General features: G+C 35.9%; 24 protein-coding genes. 17 read left to right on the top strand and 7 right to left on the bottom strand.

From position 1 onward, the window contains the following. From J3U37_RS09200 to ispC, 14 genes are all read left to right on the top strand, one after another. On the top strand, window positions 1-713 hold a 713-nt coding region (locus tag J3U37_RS09200; RefSeq protein ID WP_267374500.1), incomplete at its 5' end, for a hypothetical protein. A gap of 90 nt (window positions 714-803) precedes the next feature. After that, window positions 804-1,964, top strand: coding sequence for a hypothetical protein (locus J3U37_RS09195; protein ID WP_267374497.1), 1,161 nt, complete (start codon window positions 804-806; stop codon window positions 1,962-1,964). A 62-nt stretch (window positions 1,965-2,026) separates the two neighbouring features. Next, complete coding sequence (locus tag J3U37_RS09190; protein WP_267335936.1) at window positions 2,027-2,209, top strand: Imm52 family immunity protein; 183 nt, start codon at window positions 2,027-2,029, stop codon at window positions 2,207-2,209. A 9-nt stretch (window positions 2,210-2,218) separates the two neighbouring features. Further along, window positions 2,219-2,398 (top strand): hypothetical protein, encoded by a 180-nt coding sequence (locus J3U37_RS09185; protein ID WP_220218464.1) that lies wholly within the window; start codon window positions 2,219-2,221, stop codon window positions 2,396-2,398. Continuing rightward, window positions 2,358-2,939 (top strand): Imm52 family immunity protein, encoded by a 582-nt coding sequence (locus tag J3U37_RS09180; protein WP_267329431.1) that lies wholly within the window; start codon window positions 2,358-2,360, stop codon window positions 2,937-2,939. Before J3U37_RS09185 ends, J3U37_RS09180 begins: the two co-directional genes overlap by 41 nt. A gap of 45 nt (window positions 2,940-2,984) precedes the next feature. Beyond that, entirely contained in the window at window positions 2,985-3,377 is a 393-nt protein-coding gene (locus tag J3U37_RS09175) for a hypothetical protein (protein ID WP_267374495.1), read from the top strand. Between the two features lie 455 nt (window positions 3,378-3,832). Next, the gene (locus J3U37_RS09170; RefSeq protein WP_267374493.1) at window positions 3,833-4,051 is read left to right on the top strand and encodes a hypothetical protein; all 219 of its coding nucleotides are present in this window, start codon (window positions 3,833-3,835) and stop codon (window positions 4,049-4,051) included. Between the two features lie 499 nt (window positions 4,052-4,550). Next, complete coding sequence (gene rpsB, locus J3U37_RS09165) at window positions 4,551-5,288, top strand: 30S ribosomal protein S2 (protein WP_220218460.1); 738 nt, start codon at window positions 4,551-4,553, stop codon at window positions 5,286-5,288. A gap of 88 nt (window positions 5,289-5,376) precedes the next feature. After that, window positions 5,377-6,237, top strand: a complete 861-nt coding sequence (gene tsf, locus J3U37_RS09160; protein ID WP_220218459.1) for a translation elongation factor Ts — start codon at window positions 5,377-5,379, stop codon at window positions 6,235-6,237. Between the two features lie 118 nt (window positions 6,238-6,355). Next, window positions 6,356-7,090, top strand: coding sequence for a UMP kinase (gene pyrH / locus J3U37_RS09155; protein ID WP_267329434.1), 735 nt, complete (start codon window positions 6,356-6,358; stop codon window positions 7,088-7,090). 29 nt (window positions 7,091-7,119) lie between these two features. Beyond that, a complete protein-coding gene (gene frr, locus J3U37_RS09150; RefSeq protein WP_220218457.1) occupies window positions 7,120-7,677 on the top strand; it encodes a ribosome recycling factor in 558 nt (185 codons plus the stop codon). A 614-nt stretch (window positions 7,678-8,291) separates the two neighbouring features. Then, complete coding sequence (gene deoC, locus J3U37_RS09145) at window positions 8,292-8,957, top strand: deoxyribose-phosphate aldolase (protein WP_065562697.1); 666 nt, start codon at window positions 8,292-8,294, stop codon at window positions 8,955-8,957. Between the two features lie 55 nt (window positions 8,958-9,012). Continuing rightward, window positions 9,013-9,774 (top strand): DNA-binding transcriptional repressor DeoR, encoded by a 762-nt coding sequence (deoR, locus tag J3U37_RS09140; RefSeq protein ID WP_267374491.1) that lies wholly within the window; start codon window positions 9,013-9,015, stop codon window positions 9,772-9,774. A 2-nt stretch (window positions 9,775-9,776) separates the two neighbouring features. Continuing rightward, complete coding sequence (ispC, locus tag J3U37_RS09135) at window positions 9,777-10,961, top strand: 1-deoxy-D-xylulose-5-phosphate reductoisomerase (RefSeq protein ID WP_267374489.1); 1,185 nt, start codon at window positions 9,777-9,779, stop codon at window positions 10,959-10,961. A gap of 6 nt (window positions 10,962-10,967) precedes the next feature. Here the strand turns inward: ispC and J3U37_RS09130 are convergent, their stop codons facing one another. Next, a complete protein-coding gene (locus J3U37_RS09130; protein ID WP_267374486.1) occupies window positions 10,968-11,519 on the bottom strand; it encodes a sugar O-acetyltransferase in 552 nt (183 codons plus the stop codon). Window positions 11,520-11,523: 4 nt separating this feature from the next. Next, entirely contained in the window at window positions 11,524-12,483 is a 960-nt protein-coding gene (locus J3U37_RS09125) for an aminoimidazole riboside kinase (RefSeq protein WP_220218453.1), read from the bottom strand. Window positions 12,484-12,766: 283 nt separating this feature from the next. Here J3U37_RS09125 and J3U37_RS09120 point away from each other — a divergent pair, with 283 nt between their 5' ends. Continuing rightward, window positions 12,767-14,236, top strand: coding sequence for a glycoside hydrolase family 32 protein (locus tag J3U37_RS09120; protein ID WP_267374483.1), 1,470 nt, complete (start codon window positions 12,767-12,769; stop codon window positions 14,234-14,236). Between the two features lie 47 nt (window positions 14,237-14,283). Here J3U37_RS09120 and J3U37_RS09115 read toward each other — a convergent pair whose 3' ends face one another. Next, window positions 14,284-15,285, bottom strand: coding sequence for a LacI family DNA-binding transcriptional regulator (locus J3U37_RS09115; protein ID WP_267329440.1), 1,002 nt, complete (start codon window positions 15,283-15,285; stop codon window positions 14,284-14,286). 199 nt (window positions 15,286-15,484) lie between these two features. Between J3U37_RS09115 and J3U37_RS09110 the strand changes: the two genes are divergently transcribed. Continuing rightward, complete coding sequence (locus J3U37_RS09110; protein ID WP_267374480.1) at window positions 15,485-16,741, top strand: oligosaccharide MFS transporter; 1,257 nt, start codon at window positions 15,485-15,487, stop codon at window positions 16,739-16,741. Window positions 16,742-16,910: 169 nt separating this feature from the next. Further along, entirely contained in the window at window positions 16,911-17,678 is a 768-nt protein-coding gene (cysE, locus tag J3U37_RS09105) for a serine O-acetyltransferase (RefSeq protein ID WP_366915689.1), read from the top strand. Window positions 17,679-17,734: 56 nt separating this feature from the next. Here cysE and J3U37_RS09100 read toward each other — a convergent pair whose 3' ends face one another. From J3U37_RS09100 to coaBC, 4 genes are read right to left on the bottom strand one after another with little or no spacing between them, the layout of a single operon-like run. Next, entirely contained in the window at window positions 17,735-18,571 is an 837-nt protein-coding gene (locus J3U37_RS09100; protein ID WP_267329441.1) for a mechanosensitive ion channel domain-containing protein, read from the bottom strand. Between the two features lie 57 nt (window positions 18,572-18,628). Beyond that, window positions 18,629-19,222: a nucleoid occlusion factor SlmA gene (slmA, locus tag J3U37_RS09095; RefSeq protein WP_220218447.1), complete on the bottom strand. Its 594-nt coding sequence runs from the start codon at window positions 19,220-19,222 to the stop codon at window positions 18,629-18,631. Then, window positions 19,219-19,677 carry a dUTP diphosphatase gene (dut, locus tag J3U37_RS09090; RefSeq protein ID WP_220219673.1) on the bottom strand — a complete coding sequence of 153 codons (459 nt, stop codon included), beginning with the start codon at window positions 19,675-19,677 and terminating at the stop codon, window positions 19,219-19,221. The genes slmA and dut overlap by 4 nt, the downstream gene beginning before the upstream one ends. Further along, the gene (coaBC, locus tag J3U37_RS09085; RefSeq protein WP_267374478.1) at window positions 19,655-20,887 is read right to left on the bottom strand and encodes a bifunctional phosphopantothenoylcysteine decarboxylase/phosphopantothenate--cysteine ligase CoaBC; all 1,233 of its coding nucleotides are present in this window, start codon (window positions 20,885-20,887) and stop codon (window positions 19,655-19,657) included. Before coaBC ends, dut begins: the two co-directional genes overlap by 23 nt. Window positions 20,888-20,938 lie beyond the last annotated feature (51 nt).

Here is a 20,938-nt window from a genome sequence, read left to right as displayed (position 1 = left end):
GTAACCCATTAGTAGAGCCAGTAGTGTTTAAAAATTTTGATATGAGCAATTATTTATGGGATAAGTTTGCTGATTTAAAATATCCCTATTTTGCCTATGAAAAAGGTTGGGGAATGGGGTTTTGTTGGTATGATGAACAAGGCATGACGCGCCCCTGTTCAGATGAGCAATTAGAAAAAAGTATTGAGTATTTAAACTATGCTATTGAAGGTGGTTATCATTGCTACGAGGATTTGATAGCCAGAATGTTATTTCAACAAGGTGACCATTATAAGGATGAGAAATATAAACAAATAATTAAATTAACCGAATACCGTAGTACATTAAAAGTAGAAGATTTAAAACAGGCAATAGATTATGCACAGCTAATGGCAGAGCATAGCTCAATTATCGGCATATTGCGCATGACTGAAGCGTATTTCTATGGATTAGGTCGAGAGCAAGATTTTGTTAAAGCCTATGCCTGGTCGCTGTTAAGTGATTATGCAAAACAAAAAATTATCGAGATAGGCAATAATTTAGCGTGGTATGCTTATCAACTACCACCGGTTTGGGAATATAACAAAGAAATCCAAAATCGTTTAGAACAAATGCTTACCCCAGCCGAAAAACAAGCGGCATTAGACTATTTGGAAACACTGAAAACCAAAGTGGTCACTTGGAATTATAATAAATGGTGCGATCAGATAGATGATTTTCATCCTAAACCGTAATTTATTTGACTATATTGCAGTGAGTAAAATTTGAGGTTGAATAATAGAGATTAATCTGGATAGAGTGAGTTTTAGTGCAGGGAATAGCGTGTGAAGAATAGCAAATTGAAACGTTCAACGTTCAAAATAGTCATGTTAGCCATGAGTGTGATAATGGTTATTAGCCTTTATCAATTCTATTTTAATCAATCATCCGATAGACAAGTCAATTTTGGTTTTGTTGAATCCGAAAACTTACCTATGGACTTTACAATTTACCCTTCAACCATTCCTGAAAATCAATTATTACGCATAGATGAGGCTAAAAAGCTTTATCATTCAGCATTTGATGATGGCGTATATTACGGAGTAATTTATCCAGAAAAGTTAATAAAATTTCTAAAGCATGCCTGGCAATGGGATAAAAATGCCATGCCATATTACTATAAACTTCTTGGTTGGAAAGACTTTTATGATGAAAGGGGAAAAGAGGACGGTATTATGATGTCCTTTGATGAGTTTATGCGCAAATATCGGGATCAGATAGTTGATAGTGCAGGTAATCCATTAGTAGAGCCAATAGTGTTTAAAAATGTTGAAATGAGAGGTTATTTATGGGATAAGTTTGCTGATTTAAAATATCCTTATTTTGCTTATCGTAAGTCTTATAGTTATGCGCCTCGTTGGTTTGATGAACAAGGAATGATGCCACCAAGTACCGATGAGCAATTAGAAAAAAGTATTGAGTATTTAAACTATGCGATTGAAGGTGGCTATCATTGTTACGAAGCTTTGACTGCTCGAATATTATTTCAAGAAGGGGAGCACTATAAAGATCAGAAATATGAACAGCTGAATAAATTAACCGAATACCGTAAAGTATTAAAATCAGACGATTTAAAACAGGCAATAGATTATGCGCAGCTAATGGCAGAGCATAGCTCAATTATAGGCATATTGCGCATGACTGAAGCGTATTTCTATGGATTAGGACGGGAGCAAGATCCGGTTAAAGCCTATGCCTGGTCGCTGTTAAGTGATTATGCAAAACAAAAAATTATCGAGATAGACAATAATTTAGCGTGGCATGCTTATCAACTCCCACCGGTTTGGGAATATAACAAAGAAATCCAAAATCGTTTGGAACAAATGCTTACTTTAACCGAAAAACAAGCGGCATTAGATTATTTGGAAACGCTGAAAACCAAAATTGTAACTTGGGATTACAATGAATGGCGAGATCAGATAGATGATTTTCACCCTAAACCCTAGTTTGATTAAAAATCTTGATAAACCTGCTTTAATCAATGATGAGAGCTAATTATGATTCATTGATGTTTAATCGGACAGAATTTGAAGATATAGCTAAATATAAAGACGATAAACAGCTAGGAACAGTGATTGTATCGCTTGATCATATGCCAAGTATTGAAAACACCGAAGATGTGAAAACAATCAATCGTATTGATTTAAGATTGCGTGATGCTGATTTATTACCAATAAGAAGTTATTTATAGTAAGCCAATATGAAAAAACAATTAACTATTGAGATGTATTTTAAACCTGAAGCCTATTTACCACTCTCTGTGTGTATTGCGCAAATTGAACAGATATTAAAAATCCAGCATTACTATCTTCATAAAAGTGAAAATTGGTACTTATGTGGTGTTTCTAAGAAAAAAGTCATCTATTTACCAGCTATTTGATAAAAATGGCGTAACTAAAGTTGGATTGGAAAAAATAACTCAAAAATATAAGAAAAATAAGAATTCTTTTAGTGGATCTATTTGGGATAAAAATACTGAAGAGGCAGCTCTATGTTATTTTATATATGAGAAACTTTTAGAGAAAAGATTTTTCCTTAAAATTGAATTAGATTTCAAAATAGATATTAGGATTACTAAATCTCAAACAGTCACTGAGTTCATTTTAGCCTTAGTTCAGAAATTTAATAGTGCCTATATTATAGTTAATGGAAATTATTTACCCCGAAAAGCTGTTTTTCCCGACAGACTATCAGCAGGCTGGATGATATATCTACCCAAGGCTCAATTAACGCACGAAATAGTACCCGAATCGTCGGATGTGGTAAGTGTCAAAAACGAGGAAGGACTGGTAACCGGAACGCTAGTGGTAACGTTGCCCCATTTTTTTGATAAAGAAACTGCAGATGATATTAAAGCGGTGAATCGGGTTGATATTCGGCTACGTGAGTTGGATCTATTGCCATTGTATACAGACATGTAAACTATTTTATGGAGGATTGGTATTTAAAAAAATACCATAATTACAATGAGAAAATTAATATTTAAAAGATTATGTATCGTTTTTTCAGTCTGTTTTTTATTGATAGGTTGTGTTATCACCCCTGTCATTATAACATCGAATGAATTACCAAAAGGTATTAGAGGTAAAAATTATTATGCGCCGATTAATGTTGAAGGAGGCTCTGGACCACTTTCATTTTGGACGAGAATTTATCCCGAAAACTCTGGATTAGAAATAATATTACGTGAAATAGATGGAATGGTTGAACGTAATTATATAGCAGTGACAGGGATCCCAAAAATCACAGGTGATATTGAGGTTATTATTAAAGGGGGAATGACTCCGACTTACTGGAATATCACGCCTGGTGATTTTAAAAAAATTTATATTATTCATGTAGCAGATTCAGAAGAATAATATTTCATCAATGATATTTGTTAAATATTGTTGAATAGGGAACCACTTTAGGTATCATTTTTGTAATGATAATATTTGTTATCTGTTTCGATAAAATGCTGTTGTCATTTTTTTATTGGCAATAAGGTTGCGATAAAGAAAATAACAAAATAGTTAGCATTATTTTGGTAAAGTTATTTTTTTGAGCAGATAGATATGACATTAACATTGAGTAAGTTTTTGAACCATAATTTTGGAGTAATGGTATTTAAAAAGATACCATAATAACAATGAGAAAATTAAAATTTAAAAGATTATGTATCGTTTTTTCAGCCTGTTTTTTATTGATAGGTTGTATCGTCGCCCCGAAAGTAATGATAACGCCTTATAAGCTACCGTAAGCTGTTATAGGTAAAAATTATTATACTACGATTAACATTCGAGGCGGTTCTGGGCCAATTTTAGAAAGAGGATTTTTGAGGGAAATTTATCCAAAAAATTCTGGTTTAGAAATTATATTCCCTGAAATAAATGGTTATGTTGAATATAATTATTTAGCAGTGAAAGGCATTCCCAAAATAACAGGTGATATTAAAGTTGTTATTAAAGGAAAGATGTCTTCTGCTTTCTGGTATGTGCCAGCTTCTTATTTTGAAAAAATTTATACTATTCAAGTCTCAGAGGCAGAAGAATAATATTTCATCGATTATGATAGTAAATGTGATTAGCATAACCTTATTAAACCGTTTGATATGCCGGTACGGGTCGAATTGAGCCAATTTAAAAAAAAACGATTTAATTAAATCATTTTTTAATAAAAATAGTGTAATAAAAAATGTGGATTATGTATTTTTATGAAATGAAATTGATGGTATCTAAAAATTAAATTTAAGGTATTAATCGATAACTTAAACCCCATTTATTATGACTGTAAATCTTTTTTTGCCAATAAAAATCACATCGATATAAATAAAACTAGTAATAGTTAGCTAAATATGGTATAAAGCCTGCGCTACTTTCCAGATTATTTTTTAGCAAAATGATTATGGATTATAAGCACAAATTTTAAAATTTAATTAACGTTATAACACACACATATCATTACTCTTTTCCGGGGTGCCTTGTACTTTAAGTAATAAGGTCGGATAAAGCGGATATGTGGAGGCATAACCCCAACGTCAAAATGAGGAAATCATGACTACAGTATCAATGCGCGATATGTTACAAGCGGGTGTACACTTTGGACACCAAACTCGTTATTGGAACCCAAAAATGAAACCATTTATTTTTGGTGCACGCAACAAAGTTCACATCATCAATCTTGAAAAAACAGTTCCTTTATTTAATGAAGCTTTAGCTGAATTAAACAAGATTGCAGCGCGTAAAGGTAAAATTTTATTTGTTGGTACAAAACGTGCAGCTAGCGAAGCGATTAAGCAAGCGGCTGAAAGTTGTGGCCAATACTATGTTAATCACCGCTGGTTAGGTGGTATGTTGACTAACTGGAAAACAGTTCGTCAATCAATCAAACGTCTAAAAGATTTAGAAACACAAGCTAGTGATGGTACATTTGACAAATTAACCAAAAAAGAAGCACTAATGCGTGCTCGTGAAATGGCGAAATTAGAAAATAGCTTGGGTGGAATTAAAAACATGGGTGGCTTACCCGATGTGATTTTTGTAATTGGTGCAGACCATGAACATATCGCAATCAAAGAAGCTAACAATTTAGGTATTCCAGTCATTGCTGTTGTTGATACTAACTCAGATCCAGATGGTATTGATTATATCGTTCCTGGTAATGATGATGCTATTCGTGCAATTCAATTATATGCAAATGCAGTTGCTGAAGCTGTTCGTTCTGGTCGTGAGCAAAACCAATCTCCAGTATCAGAAGAAAGCTTCGTTGAAGAAGCACCAGCAGCTGAGTAATAAACTCAAATATTTTCAGGGTCGATAATAAAATCAATCGACCCATTCTAATGAAAATCATCATAATGGTTAAATAGAGGATTAAAAAATGGCTGAAGTTACCGCTTCTATGGTAAAAGAACTGCGTGAAAGAACAGGCGCAGGCATGATGGAATGTAAAAAAGCATTAGTTGAAGCTAATGGCGATATCGATCTTGCTATCGATAATATGCGTAAATCAGGTCAAGCAAAAGCAGCTAAAAAAGCTGGTCGTGTTGCTGCTGAAGGTGTGATTATTTCTAAAATTTCTGCTGATAAAAAATCAGGTGTTATTCTAGAAATCAACTGTGAAACTGACTTTGTTGCTAAAGATGCAGGTTTTATCGCATTTAGTGAAAAAGTAGCAACTGCGGCATTAAATGATCACATTACTGATCTTGCTGCTTTACAAGCAAAATTTGAAGAAGAGCGTACTGCTTTAGTTGCTAAAATTGGTGAAAATATCGGTATTCGTCGTGTTCAAGAGATCACTGGTGATGTTGTTGGTAGTTACCAACACGGTGCACGTATCGGTGTATTAGTTGCGGCAAACAGTGGCTGTGATGAAGAATTAGTGAAACATATTGCAATGCATATCGCTGCAAGCAAACCAGAATATGTTGATCCAAGTGATGTTCCAGCTGATGTTGTTGAACATGAACGTAATATTCAAATCGATATTGCAATGCAGTCAGGTAAACCACGTGAAATCGCAGAAAAAATGGTTGAAGGCCGTATGCGTAAATTCACTGGTGAAGTATCACTTACTGGTCAACCATTTGTTATGGATCCAAGCAAAACTGTTGGTGATTTACTTGCAGAGAAAAAAGCGACAATTGCTACATTTATCCGCTTTGAAGTGGGTGAAGGCATCGAAAAAGTCGAAGTTGATTTTGCAGCTGAAGTTGCTGCGATGTCGAAACAATCTTAATTGTTTTATCTAAGCCGCCGTAAGGCGGTTTTGTTTATCTACAAAATATTTTAAAATAGTTACCCGCTAGTTATTCTAGCTAATTAGGTAATTAAATAACGAAATAGTGAGACTTCATATGGTAACCCCTTTCTATAAACGTATTCTTCTTAAACTCAGTGGCGAAGCACTACAAGGCGATGAAGGTTTTGGTATTGATCCAACCGTTCTTGACCGCATGGCGCAAGAAATCAAAGAACTTATCGAAATGAATGTTCAAGTTGCTGTTGTTATTGGGGGCGGTAATCTATTTCGTGGTGCAGGCCTTGCTAAAGCGGGTATGAATCGTGTCGTTGGTGATCACATGGGAATGTTAGCAACGGTGATGAATGGACTTGCCATGCGTGATGCGCTGCATCGAATTGAAGTTAATGCACGTTTAATGTCGGCAATTCCATTAAATGGTGTGTGTGATGACTACCGTTGGACTGAAGCAATTAGCTTACTTCGCCATGGTAAAGTCGTTATTCTTTCTGCCGGGACAGGTAACCCATTTTTTACAACTGATTCTGCCGCTTGCTTACGTGGTATCGAGATTGAAGCAGATGTTGTTTTAAAAGCAACCAAAGTTGATGGGGTATATTCAGCCGATCCTGTTAAAGATCCTAATGCAACACTATATAAAACATTAAATTATGAAAAAGTGTTAGATGATGAATTAAAAGTCATGGATTTAGCAGCGTTTACTTTAGCTCGTGATCATAACCTGCCTATTTGTGTATTTAATATGAATAAACCAGGAGCATTACGCCGAGTCATCTTAGGTGAACAAGAAGGAACATTAATTAATAATCAGGCTACAGTTAGCTGTTAGTCATCTTTATTTTAAATAAGGTTTTTATTATGTTAAACGAGATTCAAAAAGAAGCGCAAGCGCGCATGGAAAAAAGTATTGAGGCGTTTCAAAATCATATTTCTAAAGTTAGAACCGGGCGTGCTTCACCAAGCTTATTAGACGGAATTATGGTTGAATACTATGGTAGCCCAACACCACTACGTCAATTAGCTAATGTTGTTGCTGAAGATGCAAGAACGCTGGCTATTACGGTGTTTGATAAATCATTAACGCCAATGATTGAAAAAGCAATTTTAACTTCTGATTTAGGGCTTAACCCTGCTTCAGCCGGGACAGTTATTCGAGTACCTCTGCCACCGTTAACTGAAGAACGTCGCCGTGATTTAACTAAAATAGTTCGTAATGAAGCAGAACAAGGTCGTGTGTCAATTCGTAATATTCGTCGTGATGCCAACGATCAAATCAAAGCTTTGTTAAAAGATAAAGAAATCTCAGAAGATGATGAACGTAAATCACAAGATTTAATTCAAAAAGCAACAGATGCAGCTATCAAAAAATTAGATGCAGTGCTTGCAGATAAAGAAAAAGAGTTAATGGAATTTTAATCTCTTGTCTAAAAAGCCTAGTTGATAAAACTAGGCTTTTTGATTTTTTACCTATCAATTATCAATCATTTCATTACCGCTAAAAAATACAAAATATTAGTTTTATCCGTTAGCGAATAGATCAAAAATAAAAAATCACTCAATAAACAGTTATCCTTCTATTTAAGCGATATAAAGTCTAACTGAGTTTATCTATAGTTGATCAATACAAATAATGCGTTTGTGCACAATTAAAAGGTAAAAGATTCTATTTGTATTAGTGCATTATTTGCCACTAAAGTTAATCAAGTTTGTCAAAATCATGGTTTCCAAGTTGATTTAGTGAATCACGTATCATAACTTCAATTAATAGGTAATGTTAAATTGCGCATTGCTTAGCTTTTTCATACCAATCACTTCAATTTGATTTAATTGTTTAAGTTTATTAAATAGTTTATTAAATAGTTTATTAAATAGTTTAGTAAATAGTTTAGTTTTTAATTATCAAAATTTAAGTATATAATGTTACGGAAATAACATTATAGGGCTATATATGTTATTTTTATAACATTACTAACATTTACTAAAGACTATTATTTACTAGACATTACTAAACACAATTAAAGGACATCATTATGGATTATGCAAAGTATATTGATCATACTTTACTGGCGATGAATGCCACAGAAGATCAAATACGTAAACTTTGTGAAGAAGCAAAGCAGTATCATTTCTATTCTGTATGTGTTAATTCAGGCTATGTGCCTTTAGTCGCTAGCTTGCTTAAAGGTAGCGATGTAAAGGTTTGTTCAGTCGTTGGCTTTCCTTTAGGTGCTATGCTGACTTCTGCTAAAGCATTTGAGACTGAAATGGCAGTCAAAGCTGGCGCAGAAGAGATCGATATGGTTATCAATGTCGGCTGGCTAAAAAGCAATGATTTAACGGCGGTTAAAGAAGATATTCAAGCAGTATTTAATGCTTGTGGTTCAGTGCCGTTAAAAGTTATTTTAGAAACTTGCTTATTAACTAAAGAAGAAATCGTTACAGTTTGTACAATTTGTAAAGAAATTGGTGTTGCTTTTGTTAAAACTTCAACCGGTTTTAGCTTATCAGGGGCAACAGTTGAAGATGTTAAATTGATGCGCGAAACAGTCGGTGATAAAATGGGTGTTAAAGCATCAGGTGGCATTAGAGATCGTCAAACTGCTGAAAAAATGGTTCAAGCTGGTGCAACACGGTTAGGCGCTAGTGCTGGTATTGCAATTGTATCAGGCGATAAAGCATCATCTAGCGGCTATTAATTTATCCTTTTATAAGCTTACTGTATAGTAGCTTATTGCTATTTATGGAATGGCAATGGAAACGCAACCGCAAAAAAGAGTTAATGCACTTATTGAGCAATTAAAAACTACCGATAAAATTCATTTAAAGCAAGCAGCGCAAATGCTTGCTGTTTCTGAAATGACGATTCGTCGAGATCTTAGCAATCAATCATCATGTTTAGCTGTTTTAGGCGGTTATGTTGTTAACCAAGCACGCCATACCATATCGCAATATTTTGTTTCAGATCAAAAAGATAAACATGTAGATGAAAAGCGTTATATTGGCAAACTAGTTAGTCAATTTGTTGATGAGAACGATACTATTTTTTTTGATTGCGGTACAACCATGCAATTTATCATTGATGAAATTAGTGATGATATTGCCTTTACTGCAATCTGCTATTCACTCAATGCCTTTCTAGCGTTACAAAACAAACCAAAATGTAAAATCATTTTATGCGGTGGGCAGTATCAGCTTAATAATGCAATTTTTACCAATATTAGTTCCCATAATCCGCTCGATTTTATCTGTCCAAATAAAGCTTTTATTTCGGCAGCAGGTATTGATCTCACTCAAGGTGCAACTTGTTACCATTTTGATGAACTGAATATGAAGCATCAGGCGATGAAAAAATCTAATCAAAATATTTTAATTGCCGATCATACTAAGTTTAATCAAGTTAAACCGGCTTTTATTTGTAACCTTGATCAGTTTAATTTGGTGATGACCGATAAAGCGCCGGATTTAGGCTACGTCGCTTACTTTGAAGAAAATAACATTGGTTTAATTTATTAATTATGAAAAATATCGCAATTTTAGGTTCAACAGGATCGATCGGCTGTAGCACGTTAGCCGTCATTCGGCAAAATCCAACTTTATACAAAGCTTATGTGTTAGTAGGTGGCGCTAATGTTGCAAAAATGACAGAGCAGTGTCAGGAGTTTAAACCAAAATATGTTGCTATGGCGAGCAAACAAGCAGCGCAAGAGCTTAAAGCAAATTTAGCTAACCTAAAATTGAATATAGAAGTACTGAGTGGTGAGCAAGCTATGTGTGATTTAGCACAGCTTCCCGAAGTTAACCAAGTTATGGCTGCAATTGTTGGTGCTGCGGGATTAAGGCCGACTCTTGCTGCAATTAAAAAAGGTAAACGCATTTTACTCGCTAATAAAGAGTCATTAGTCACTTGTGGGCATTTATTTATGCAAGCGGTGAAACAATATGGCGCCGAGCTACTGCCGGTCGATAGTGAACATAATGCGATCTTTCAAAGTTTACCTACCGCAGTGCAACATGATCTTGGATTTGCTAATCTGACTGATCATGGTATCGCCAAAATTGTGTTAACCGGATCTGGCGGGCCTTTTCGGGAGATACCGTTAAATCAATTAACTTCAGTCACGCCTGCGCAAGCGACTTTACATCCTAACTGGTCAATGGGTAAAAAGATTTCTGTTGATTCGGCAACGATGATGAATAAAGGCTTGGAATATATTGAAGCTCGTTGGTTGTTTAATGCTAGTTCTGAGCAAATGGAGATTATTGTACATCCTCAATCGATTATTCACTCGATGGTTCGTTATCTAGATGGCAGTATTATTGCAGAATTAGGCGTGCCAGATATGTGTACGCCAATTGCTTATTCAATGTCTTATCCATTACGTATTTCATCCGGTGTACCTGCTTTAGATTTTACTCAAATCTCATCATTAACCTTCAATCAACCCGATTTTATTCGCTATCCATGCTTAAAATTAGCCATTGAGGCTTGTGGTGAAGGGCAAGCGGCAACAACAGCGCTTAACGCTGCCAATGAAGTGGCGGTTGAAGCATTTTTACAGCATAAAATTGGTTTTATGGATATTGCCAAACAGGTTGCAACCACGTTAGATCAACTTAATTTTCCGGAACCTGCCACTATTGATGATGTGTTCATTATTGATGCATGGGCTAGAGCACAATGTAGCAAACAGATAGTTTAAATGGCATTAAAGTGTTTTATACACTCGGCATGGCGTACCCATGGCAACGACATTTGAAGGGATATCTCGATCCACAATACTGCCAGCTGCAATAACCGTATTATCGCCGATAGTCACATTGGGTAGTACAATTACGTTACCACCAATCCAAACGTTATTACCGATCGTAATCGGTTTGGCAAACTCAAGCCCACTGTTGCGTATTTGGCTATCAAGTGGGTGACCTGAGGTATAAAAACCGCAATTGGGTGCGACAAGGACATTATCTCCGAATGTAATTTTGGCCGCATCAAGCATGATGCAGTTAAAATTAGCAAAAAAATTCTCTCCAATTTCAATATTGTAGCCATAATCACATTGAAAACCGGGCATAATTGTAAATAGCTTTCCTGTTTTTCCTAACAGGGTTTGAAATAATCGTTGTCGCTGCTCTTCAACCAGTGGTGATAGTTGATTAATTTGAAAGCAGAGATATTGCGCATAAAGCCGTTCTTTAGCCAGTAAATTGATACAGGGATCGTATAACAAACCGGCAAGCATCTTTTCTTTTTCTGTCATTAAATTATGCCATTTGTTTAGCGGTTAAGGCTGGATTGTCGCCAATAAATGATTGTAAAAATGCGCTATCGGGTAGCGCCGTCAACGCCCCTTTTTTGGTTGTTGCTAATGCACCACAGGCACTGGCGATAGTCATCATGCTTTCTAGCATTAATTTATCTTCGGGCATTCCTGATGAAGCTATGCTACTTAACAATCCTGACACAAAAGCATCCCCAGCCCCCGTTGTATCAACACTATTGACATGATAGGAATCAAAAGAAAATCGTTTACCTTGCCATATAACAATACTGCCATCTTTTCCTTTAGTTATTAGCTTAAGCGGAGCATTATAATGTTGTGTTAATTTATTTAAGGCATGATGCCAATCATCACTTTCTGTTAACCAAAATAGCTCTTCATCAGACAGTTTAAGGATATCGGCATCATGGCAAAATTGCGTAATAACCGTGCGCATTTCGTCTTTATCTTGCCACATCTGTTCGCGCAAATTAATATCAAAGCTAATCAACCCATTTTTGGCCGTCAGATCTTCAATTGCAGTTTTTAGCGTTTGCCGGCAGGTATGCCCCACCAGTGCAAGAGAACAAAAATGTAAGATATCTTGATTAAAATTAGGCAATGCTTGTTTTGATAAAAATTGATCGGCCGAAGGAGAGACTAAAAAAGTAAAGCTACGTTCGCCATTATCACCCAAATCTACAACAACAGTACTAGTTCTATGATTATCGTCTTTTTCAAGGCTTTGACAGTCAACATGGTATTGTTTGAATGTCTTTTCCATAAAATGACCAAATGGATCGTTACCGACTCGGCCAATAAACGCTGAAGGAAGTCCCAATTTAGCAACACCAATAGCAACATTAGCCGGCGCACCACCAGCGCAAGCTTGATAATTCATATCGCCAAATGGCAATAAATCTATAACGGCATCCCCAAGCGACCAGACTTTTGTGTTATTCATTTAATTACTCTATATAATATATGGTTAATTTGGTTGAAAATTTATTACTGTGTTGGCAATTTGTTGTTTAATTTAGCCAATTAGGTATAGATTAGACTTTGTTTAACAATTAGTCATTAACAATAGACTAAATGATTTCTAAAAAAATTCATTGTTAACGTTAAAAATATGTGATTAACATCACATATTTTACTGTTTATTTTGCCTATAGTTAACGTTAACAATTAAATTGATGTACCATGTTATTATATTAATCATATATAGGATGAACAAAGGGGATTTTATGTCTACTGCTATTGATAAAGCTAATCAAGCTATTAAAAAATTAGAAAGTAAAATGAACAAACAGTATTATCCGCATTTTCATTTGGCGCCACAAGCGGGTTGGATGAATGATCCTAATGGTTTGATTTACTTTAAAGGGCAGTATCACGCCTTTTATCAACATCATCCTTATGATGAAAATTGGGGGCCAATGCATTGGGGGCATGCTGTTAGTGATGATTTAGTAACATGGCGAAGATTACCGATTGCTATTGCTCCGGGTAATGAATATGACAAAAGTGGATGTTTTTCGGGTTCTGCTGTCGATAAAAATGGTGAACTGTGTTTGATTTATACCGGTCATATTTGGTTAAAAGGTGAAGGTAATGATGAACAAATCCGCCAAACCCAATGTCTTGCTACCAGTAAAGACGGTATTCATTTTGAAAAACAGGGCACAATTTTGACGCCAGAAGACGGCATTATGCATTTTCGAGATCCAAAAGTCTGGCAACAAGATGATCTATGGTGGATGGTCGTTGGCCAACGTGATAACAATGATGTGGGGCAAATTTTACTTTTTCGATCTCAGGATCTTAAAAAATGGCAATTCGATCATGTGCTGATCAGCGATATTGATCCCAATGTATATATGCTTGAATGCCCTGACTTTTTCCCTCTCGGCGATAAATGGATATTGATGTTTTCTCCGCAAGGTATGAAAGCTAATGGTTATCAATATCGTAATCGATTCCAATCCGGCTATATTGTGGGTAACTGGCAACCGGGAAAAACATTCTCCGTAATTAAACCATTTCAAGAAATGGATTTTGGCCATGATTTTTATGCACCGCAGTCGTTTCTTGCCGCTGACGGTCGCCGCATTGTTTTTGCCTGGATGGACATGTGGGAATCTGTCATGCCTAGTAAAATGGATAAATGGATGGGCGCTTTTACCCTGCCTCGTGAACTGATTTTAGATCGTCATAATAATGTTCGTAACAGACCAATTAAAGAGCTTGAAGCATTGCGTGAAAAACCGCAATCATTATCCAATATTGTATTAAATAATGAACTTAAAAATACTCGCATAGAATCAATTAGTTGTGAGTTAAAAGTTGAAATCGATTTAATGCAAAGTAATGCTGAACGTTTTGGTTTACAACTTGCTGCAACCGAAGATGGAAAGCAGGCGACGCTTTTATATGTGGATTTACAATCAAACCGTATTGTACTTGATCGCAGTCTTTCCGGGCTTGAATTAAAAGGTTATCGTAGCGTTCGTTTACCTAAAACGAAAAAATTAAATCTGCATGTGTTTGTAGATGCTTCCTCGGTTGAGGTCTTTGTTAATGGTGATCTATATAGCTTTTCAAGCCGTATTTATCCAAAATTACCCGCTCAAAGAATGATTAATCTATTTGCCGAAAATGGTCAGGCGGTAGTGACGCAATTAGATAGTTGGCAATTAAAATCGATTTATGCCTAACCAATCTTAAATCCACCACAAAAAAAGTGGTGGATTTAAGATCCTGCTTATAATGATTCTCGTTGTAAAAAGGGAGATGCCACTAAGGTGGTTTTTTTCTGTGTGTTACCACCAATAATATGTAAAGCCGCTTGCTCGCCGATTTCGTAATGTGGAAGCTGTACCGTTGTTAGTGGTGGGTAGAACAATTCGCCAGTACCAACCATATTATCATAACCTAACACTGCAATATCGTTTGGAATATTAAAGCCTTGACTTAGTAAGAATTGATAGGCAACAAAAGCAATTCGATCATTGCCACAAATCAATACATCAAATTCCGGTTTATTTTTACAATGCTGTTTTAGTATTTCCACCGTCATCATATACTCTTGTGCAAGGTCATGTTGTAATACTGTGTGATAGCTAAGCATATCATCTAAATTTCGACCCGCATCTAACCATGCTTGCTCTGCTGCTTTGCGCCGAATATTACCAGCTAATGTGTTTTCAGATAGATAGATACAAAGTGGTTTTTGATAACCTTTTTTAATAACCTGTTGCATTGCCAGATATTGACCGTTGTAATCATCAGGAATATAACAGGCAAGCTGCTCGGAATCACTGATACAGTTAGCTAATACAACATCTTTGCCTAGGAGTTTTTCAGGTAATTCTACTTTTCTTAGCCCCATTGTCGTATAGATAATTCCGTCAGGGCGATAAGATAATAAGGTGTTAATTGCATGATCGGGCTGTTTATCATCAAACAAATTAACAATAAAGGTGTTCCAGCCATGTTGTTGAGCAGTTTTTTCAATGGCTTGTAAAAGCTCGACAGAAAATGGTGTCATTGCCGTTTCTAATGCCAAAACACCAATAGCGTGTGGGGCGGTATGATCACCGCGTATTTTACGGGCGGATAAATCCGGAACATAGTTAAGTTGCTCAATCGCCTTTTTGACTCGTTTATAAGTCTCTTTATTTAGTTTTTCCGGATTATTAATTGCACGTGATACCGTCATCAATGATACCGATGCCAACTTTGCAACATCCTTAAGTGAAACCATAGTTAAACCCTTTTAGCTCAGCATTAAAAGATTAATTATTTAAATTTATTATTTTGATGATACCACAAATAAAAATGATAAAAAGTGTGAGGTAAGTAACAATTATGATAATCGATACTATCTATTTCATATTAATTATGACAATAATGTTAACCTTAACATGTTAACGTTAAACTTCAACAACATAAGAGTAATGAATATGAATATTATATATAATAGAAACTATTGGTTCTCATCAGGTTACCTTATTACTTTTTATGCAGCTTGGTCGCTTTGGTGGTCTTTTTATGCCATTTGGCTAAAAAGTAATATAGGATTATCCGGCGAACAATTGGGAATTGTTTATTCCGCTAACTCAGCTGCTGCCATGTTTTTTATGATCTTCTACGGTGTTATTCAAGATAAATTACAAATCGGAAAGGCGATAATTACCTTCCAAAGTATTGTAATGATTCTTATTGGACCATTTTTAATTTATGTGTATGAACCTTTACTCAAAAACGATTTTATTTTGGGAGCTTGCATTGGAGCACCGGTGTTAAGTGCTGGCTTTATTTCGGGTTGTGCATTAATTGATTCGTTTATCGAGCGTATTAGTCGATTATTTGGTTTTGAATTTGGACCCGCTCGATTTTGGGGATCATTTGGTTATGCGATTGCTACATTCATTGCAGGTATCTTATTTGGTATTAATCCGCATATTAACTTCTGGATGGCATCGGTTATTGCTACAACCTATTGTGTCATTAACCTTGCTTTTAAACCTAAACGCGATCCAGCATCAAAAACCGATAACAGTAGTAAAGTTTTAGCTGAAACAAAATCAACGATACCAACCATGAGCGAAATTTTTTCACTATTTGGTATGAAGAAGTTTTGGTTATTTGTCTTTTTTATCATTGGTACCAATAGTTTTTATACTATTTATGATCAGCAGTTATTTCCTAATTTTTATACCAGTTTTTTTGAGATACCTGAAGATAGTTATGAAACCTATGGTTATTTAAATTCCTTCCAAGTCTTTTTAGAAGCGGGCTTTATGATTTTGGCTCCTTATTTTATTAATAAAATGGGCGCTAAAAGATCGCTATTAATTGCCGTATTAGTGATGATTTGTCGCATTGCATTATCTGCCACATTGGATAATGTTTATTTAATTTCATTTGTTAAACTCTTTCATGCTATCGAAACACCGTTATTTATTTTAGCGGTATTTAAATATGTAGTTGCGAATTTTGATGCAAGGTTGTCTTCTACCCTTTATTTAGTCGGATTTAATATTTCATCAAATATTGGTGTTATTGTGCTGTCATGGATAGTCGGTAAGTTATTTGACAATAACGGGTTTACAACCACGTTTTATATTCTTGCCAGTATTGTTCTTACAATTTTACTCATTGGTATATTTACTCTATGTGATGATAAAAAAGCTAAGCTTCAATCCCATCAATCATGAAATATATAGATAAAATGGAAACAAATTGTTTCCATTTTTCTGTTTTTGATATCGGTTAATGCAGACAATGCTTGCTTACTTGTTAAGTTTGAGAAACAATGTTCACTATATTGATTAATATCTATAGGTAGTTGTTGTGAACAATATAAAAACGGTTGTTAAACCCGATATGCTATGGCAAGCCATTCGGCAAGAAGCGACAGAATTAGTTGAAAGTGAACCCATGTTAGCCAGTTATTTCCATGCAACGCTATTAAATCATGAAAATTTAGGCAGTGCATTAAGTTATATTTTGGCAAATAAACTGGCAACGCAAGTTATGCCAGCTATTGAAATTCGAGAGATAGCCCGTCAAACGTATGAGGCTGATAAGGGGATTATCAAGGCTGCTATTACCGATATTTTGGCCGTTTATATTCGCGATCCGGCAACCAACTACTACACAACGCCATTACTCTATTATAAAGGTTTTTTATCTTTACAAGCATACCGAATAGCACATTGGCTTTGGATGCAAAATCGTAAATCTTTAGCCACATTCTTACAAAGTCAGATTGCTATTGTTTTTGGTGTGGATATTCACCCTGCGGCAAAAATTGGTTGTGGTGTGATGTTTGATCATGCAACAGGCATTGTAATTGGTGAAACGGTTGTGATTGAAAATGATGTTTCTATTTTACAATCAGTAACACTAGGCGGTACAGGTAAAGAAAACGGTGATCGTCATCCTAAAATTCGAGAGGGAGTAATGATTGGTGCACATTCTACTATTTTAGGAAATATTGAAATTGGCAAAGGGGCTAAAATCGGTGCCGGTTCAGTGGTATTAGAGCCAGTGTCTGCGCACACAACTGTCGCTGGCGTGCCGGCAAAAGTGGTTGGTTGCCCCGACTGTGACAAACCAGCGCTAAATATGGATCAAGACTATTTAATTTAGTGAGGTGGGCAAAATAACCTATCCGTTATTGGTAAGCAGATAGGTTATTAATCTATTTAATGGTTTGGATTAACATTGACATCCATAGTTGGATAAGGAATGTTGATGCCATTTTCAGTTAAGCTGTTTTTAATATTTTCAAGTAACTCGGCCTTGACCGATCCATAATTGGCATTAAGTGTCCAAACTAAGACATTAAAGTTCATCGACGAAGCATCTAAAAGATCCAAACGAATGATGGCCTCTTTACTGGTCAAAATATTCTGAGTTTGGTTAACCGCGTGTGTTAACACTTGATAAACTTTTTGAATATCAGAATCATAACCGACATTAATTACTAAGTCTAAGCGTCTTTCCGGTAAACGAGTATAATTGATAATATTGGCACTTACTACCTGACTATTAGGTATCACCACCAATTCATTGGTTGGAGTAATAATTGTGGTAGAGAAGATTTGAATTGAGTCTATTACACCTCGTTGATTATTAATAATGACTGTTTCACCCACTTTAAATGGGCGGAAAATTATTAAAATTACCCCTGCGGCAAAGTTAGATAGTGACCCTTGTAAGGCTAAACCGACGGCTAAACCGGCTGCACCGATTACAGCGACAATTGAAGCGGTTTGTACACCTAATTGGCCTAATACGGCAACCAGCGATACAATAATAATGGCATAATAAGATAAAGCACTCACAAACTTAACCACTGTCGGATCGACCTCACGACTGGTTAAAATGCGTCTAAATTGACGACTAATAAATCTGGCAATCATCCGCCCAAGGATGAAAATAATAATGGCAAAACAAAAATGGGCGATATAATTTAGAACAACACTATCATATTTTTCAATAAATAAGATGATTTGTTCCATAGTATTTTCGAAATTCATAATGGAATCCTTGATAGTTGATCACGTAATTGATACATAAAAGTAGCTAGTTATTTTTTACACTAATTGTTTAGCTAATAATGCCCAACGTGTCTCAAAATTTATCGTCGGTAGATACTCGAATCCTGAACGAGAATAACGGGACATCATACCTTCACAGAAAGCTAATAATTGGCTCGATAAAATTCGTTCGTCGGTGGTAAATCCAACTCCTTCACGGATTTTACGCTCTCGTAAAACTTGCTTAATTTGTGTTTCTATTCGTTCAAATAGTTGGCTGATGCGTTCTTGTAATTGATCTTGTTCAAACATTAAGGCATGCCCGGTCATAATTCGGGTTAAGCCAGGATTTTTTTCTGAAAAGCCTAATATCAACGCTAAAATTAACTTCAAACGAATCATTGTGTTAGGCTCGTCTTGTAAAATAACATTGATACGAGAAAGTAAAATATCCTCAATATAGACAATTAAACTTTCAAACATTTTGGTTTTACTTGGAAAATGACGATAGAGCGCCGCCTCAGACACCCCAACGGTCGCGGCTAGTTTAGCAGTAGTAATTCGCTGTGTCCCTTCATTGGATTGAAGCATTGTTGCCAACGCTTGTAATATATCCTCTTTGCGATTTTTATTTTTATTACTCACAATCATTTTTTACCCGAATGTCCAAATCCACCTTCACCGCGCACTGACTCGGTAAATTCATCTACAATATTAAATTCAGCTTGAACAACTGGCACAATAATTAATTGCGCAATTCGATCGCCTTGTTCAATCACAAAAGGCGTTTGGCTTCTGTTCCAAATTGGTACAAACAGTTGCCCTTGATAATCAGAATCGATTAAACCGACTAAATTACCTAATACAATCCCATTTTTAGAGCCTAAACCGGAGCGAGGTAGAACTAATGCGGCTAAATTTGGATCAGCAATATGCATTGATAAACCCGTAGGGGTTAAAATGGTTTCACCTGGCTTGATTTCGGTTGTTTTGTCAAACATTGCACGCAAATCAATACCCGCTGATCCTTCAGTGGCATAGGTTGGTAGTGGAAATGTCTCACCTAAACGTTTATCTAATATTTTAATATCGATTTTTCTTTTCATCATGACTCGCTTTATATCGTATTATCAATGCTTCAAGTAAGTGTTTGGCTAATTGCTGTTTATTATCTAATGGTAATTTTTGCTCACCATTTTGCCAGTAAAGGGTTAATGCATTTTGATCTGAATTAAAACCAATACTTTTATCGGAAACATCATTAGCACAAATTAAATCTAAATTTTTGTCAGTTAGTTTTTTAAGGGCATAAGCCTTAACATTGTTGGTTTCGGCAGCAAAACCTACTACAAAAGGGCGCTGTCTTTTTAATGCAGCAACAGTGGCAACAATATCTGGATTTTTGACTAATTTGATAATTAGCTCATTGTTGTCATCTGTTTTTTTTATTTTTTTCTTGGCGATTGTTTCAGCACGGTAATCGGCTACGGCAGCACAAGAAATAAAAATAGACGATTTTTTGGCAAACTTGATAGCTTCATTATACATTTGATTTGCACTTTTAACATCAATTCGATTGACATTATTCGGTGTATCTAAATTTACCGGTCCACTAATAAGAGTGACCGTTGCCCCCATTTCAGCTGCAGCTTTTGCAATAGCAAAGCCCATTTTACCTGAACTGTAATTGCTGATATAGCGGACTGGATCGATTTCTTCAATCGTTGGTCCGGCGGTAATAGTAATTGATGTTCCGGCAAGTAAAGATGAATCAGCGAAGTAACTATCGAGTTGGTTTATCATCGTTTGTGGCTCGAGCATTCTACCCGGACCACAATCACCGCACGCCTGAAAACCTGTATCCGGCCCTAAAATTAGGCAATTTCTGGCACTTAAAATGGAAAGGTTATGTTGCGTTGCTGCTGCTTTATACATTTGTTGATTCATCGCCGGCGCTATAGCTATTGGCGCTGGTGTTGCTAAACAAACAGTCGATAATAGATCATCAGCAATACCATTGGCTATTTTGGCAATGATATTTGCAGTGGCGGGTGCGATTAAAACTAAATCAGCCCACTTTGCCAGCTCAATATGGCTCATTGATAATTCAGCTGACGGATCAAACAGGTCGCTTGATACAGGGTTTGCGGATACTGCCTGTAGTGTTAGTGGTGTGACAAAGTGGCTCGCTGACTCAGTGAGTACCACATGAACCTGCGCCCCGGCTTTTTTTAATTGGCGAACAAGATCAGGGCATTTATAAGCTGCAATGCCTCCGGCAATCCCTAATAGAATATGTTTACCCGCTAGATTCATGATCGCGTTTCCTTTATAGCCAAATCGAAAGCGTTATATTACCACAATTCA

Source organism: Gilliamella sp. B3172 (assembly GCF_026536465.1).
Lineage (GTDB): Bacteria > Pseudomonadota > Gammaproteobacteria > Enterobacterales > Orbaceae > Gilliamella.
The sequence above is the reverse complement of the archived record's forward strand: the minus strand, read 5'-3'. Positions and strand labels throughout refer to the sequence as shown.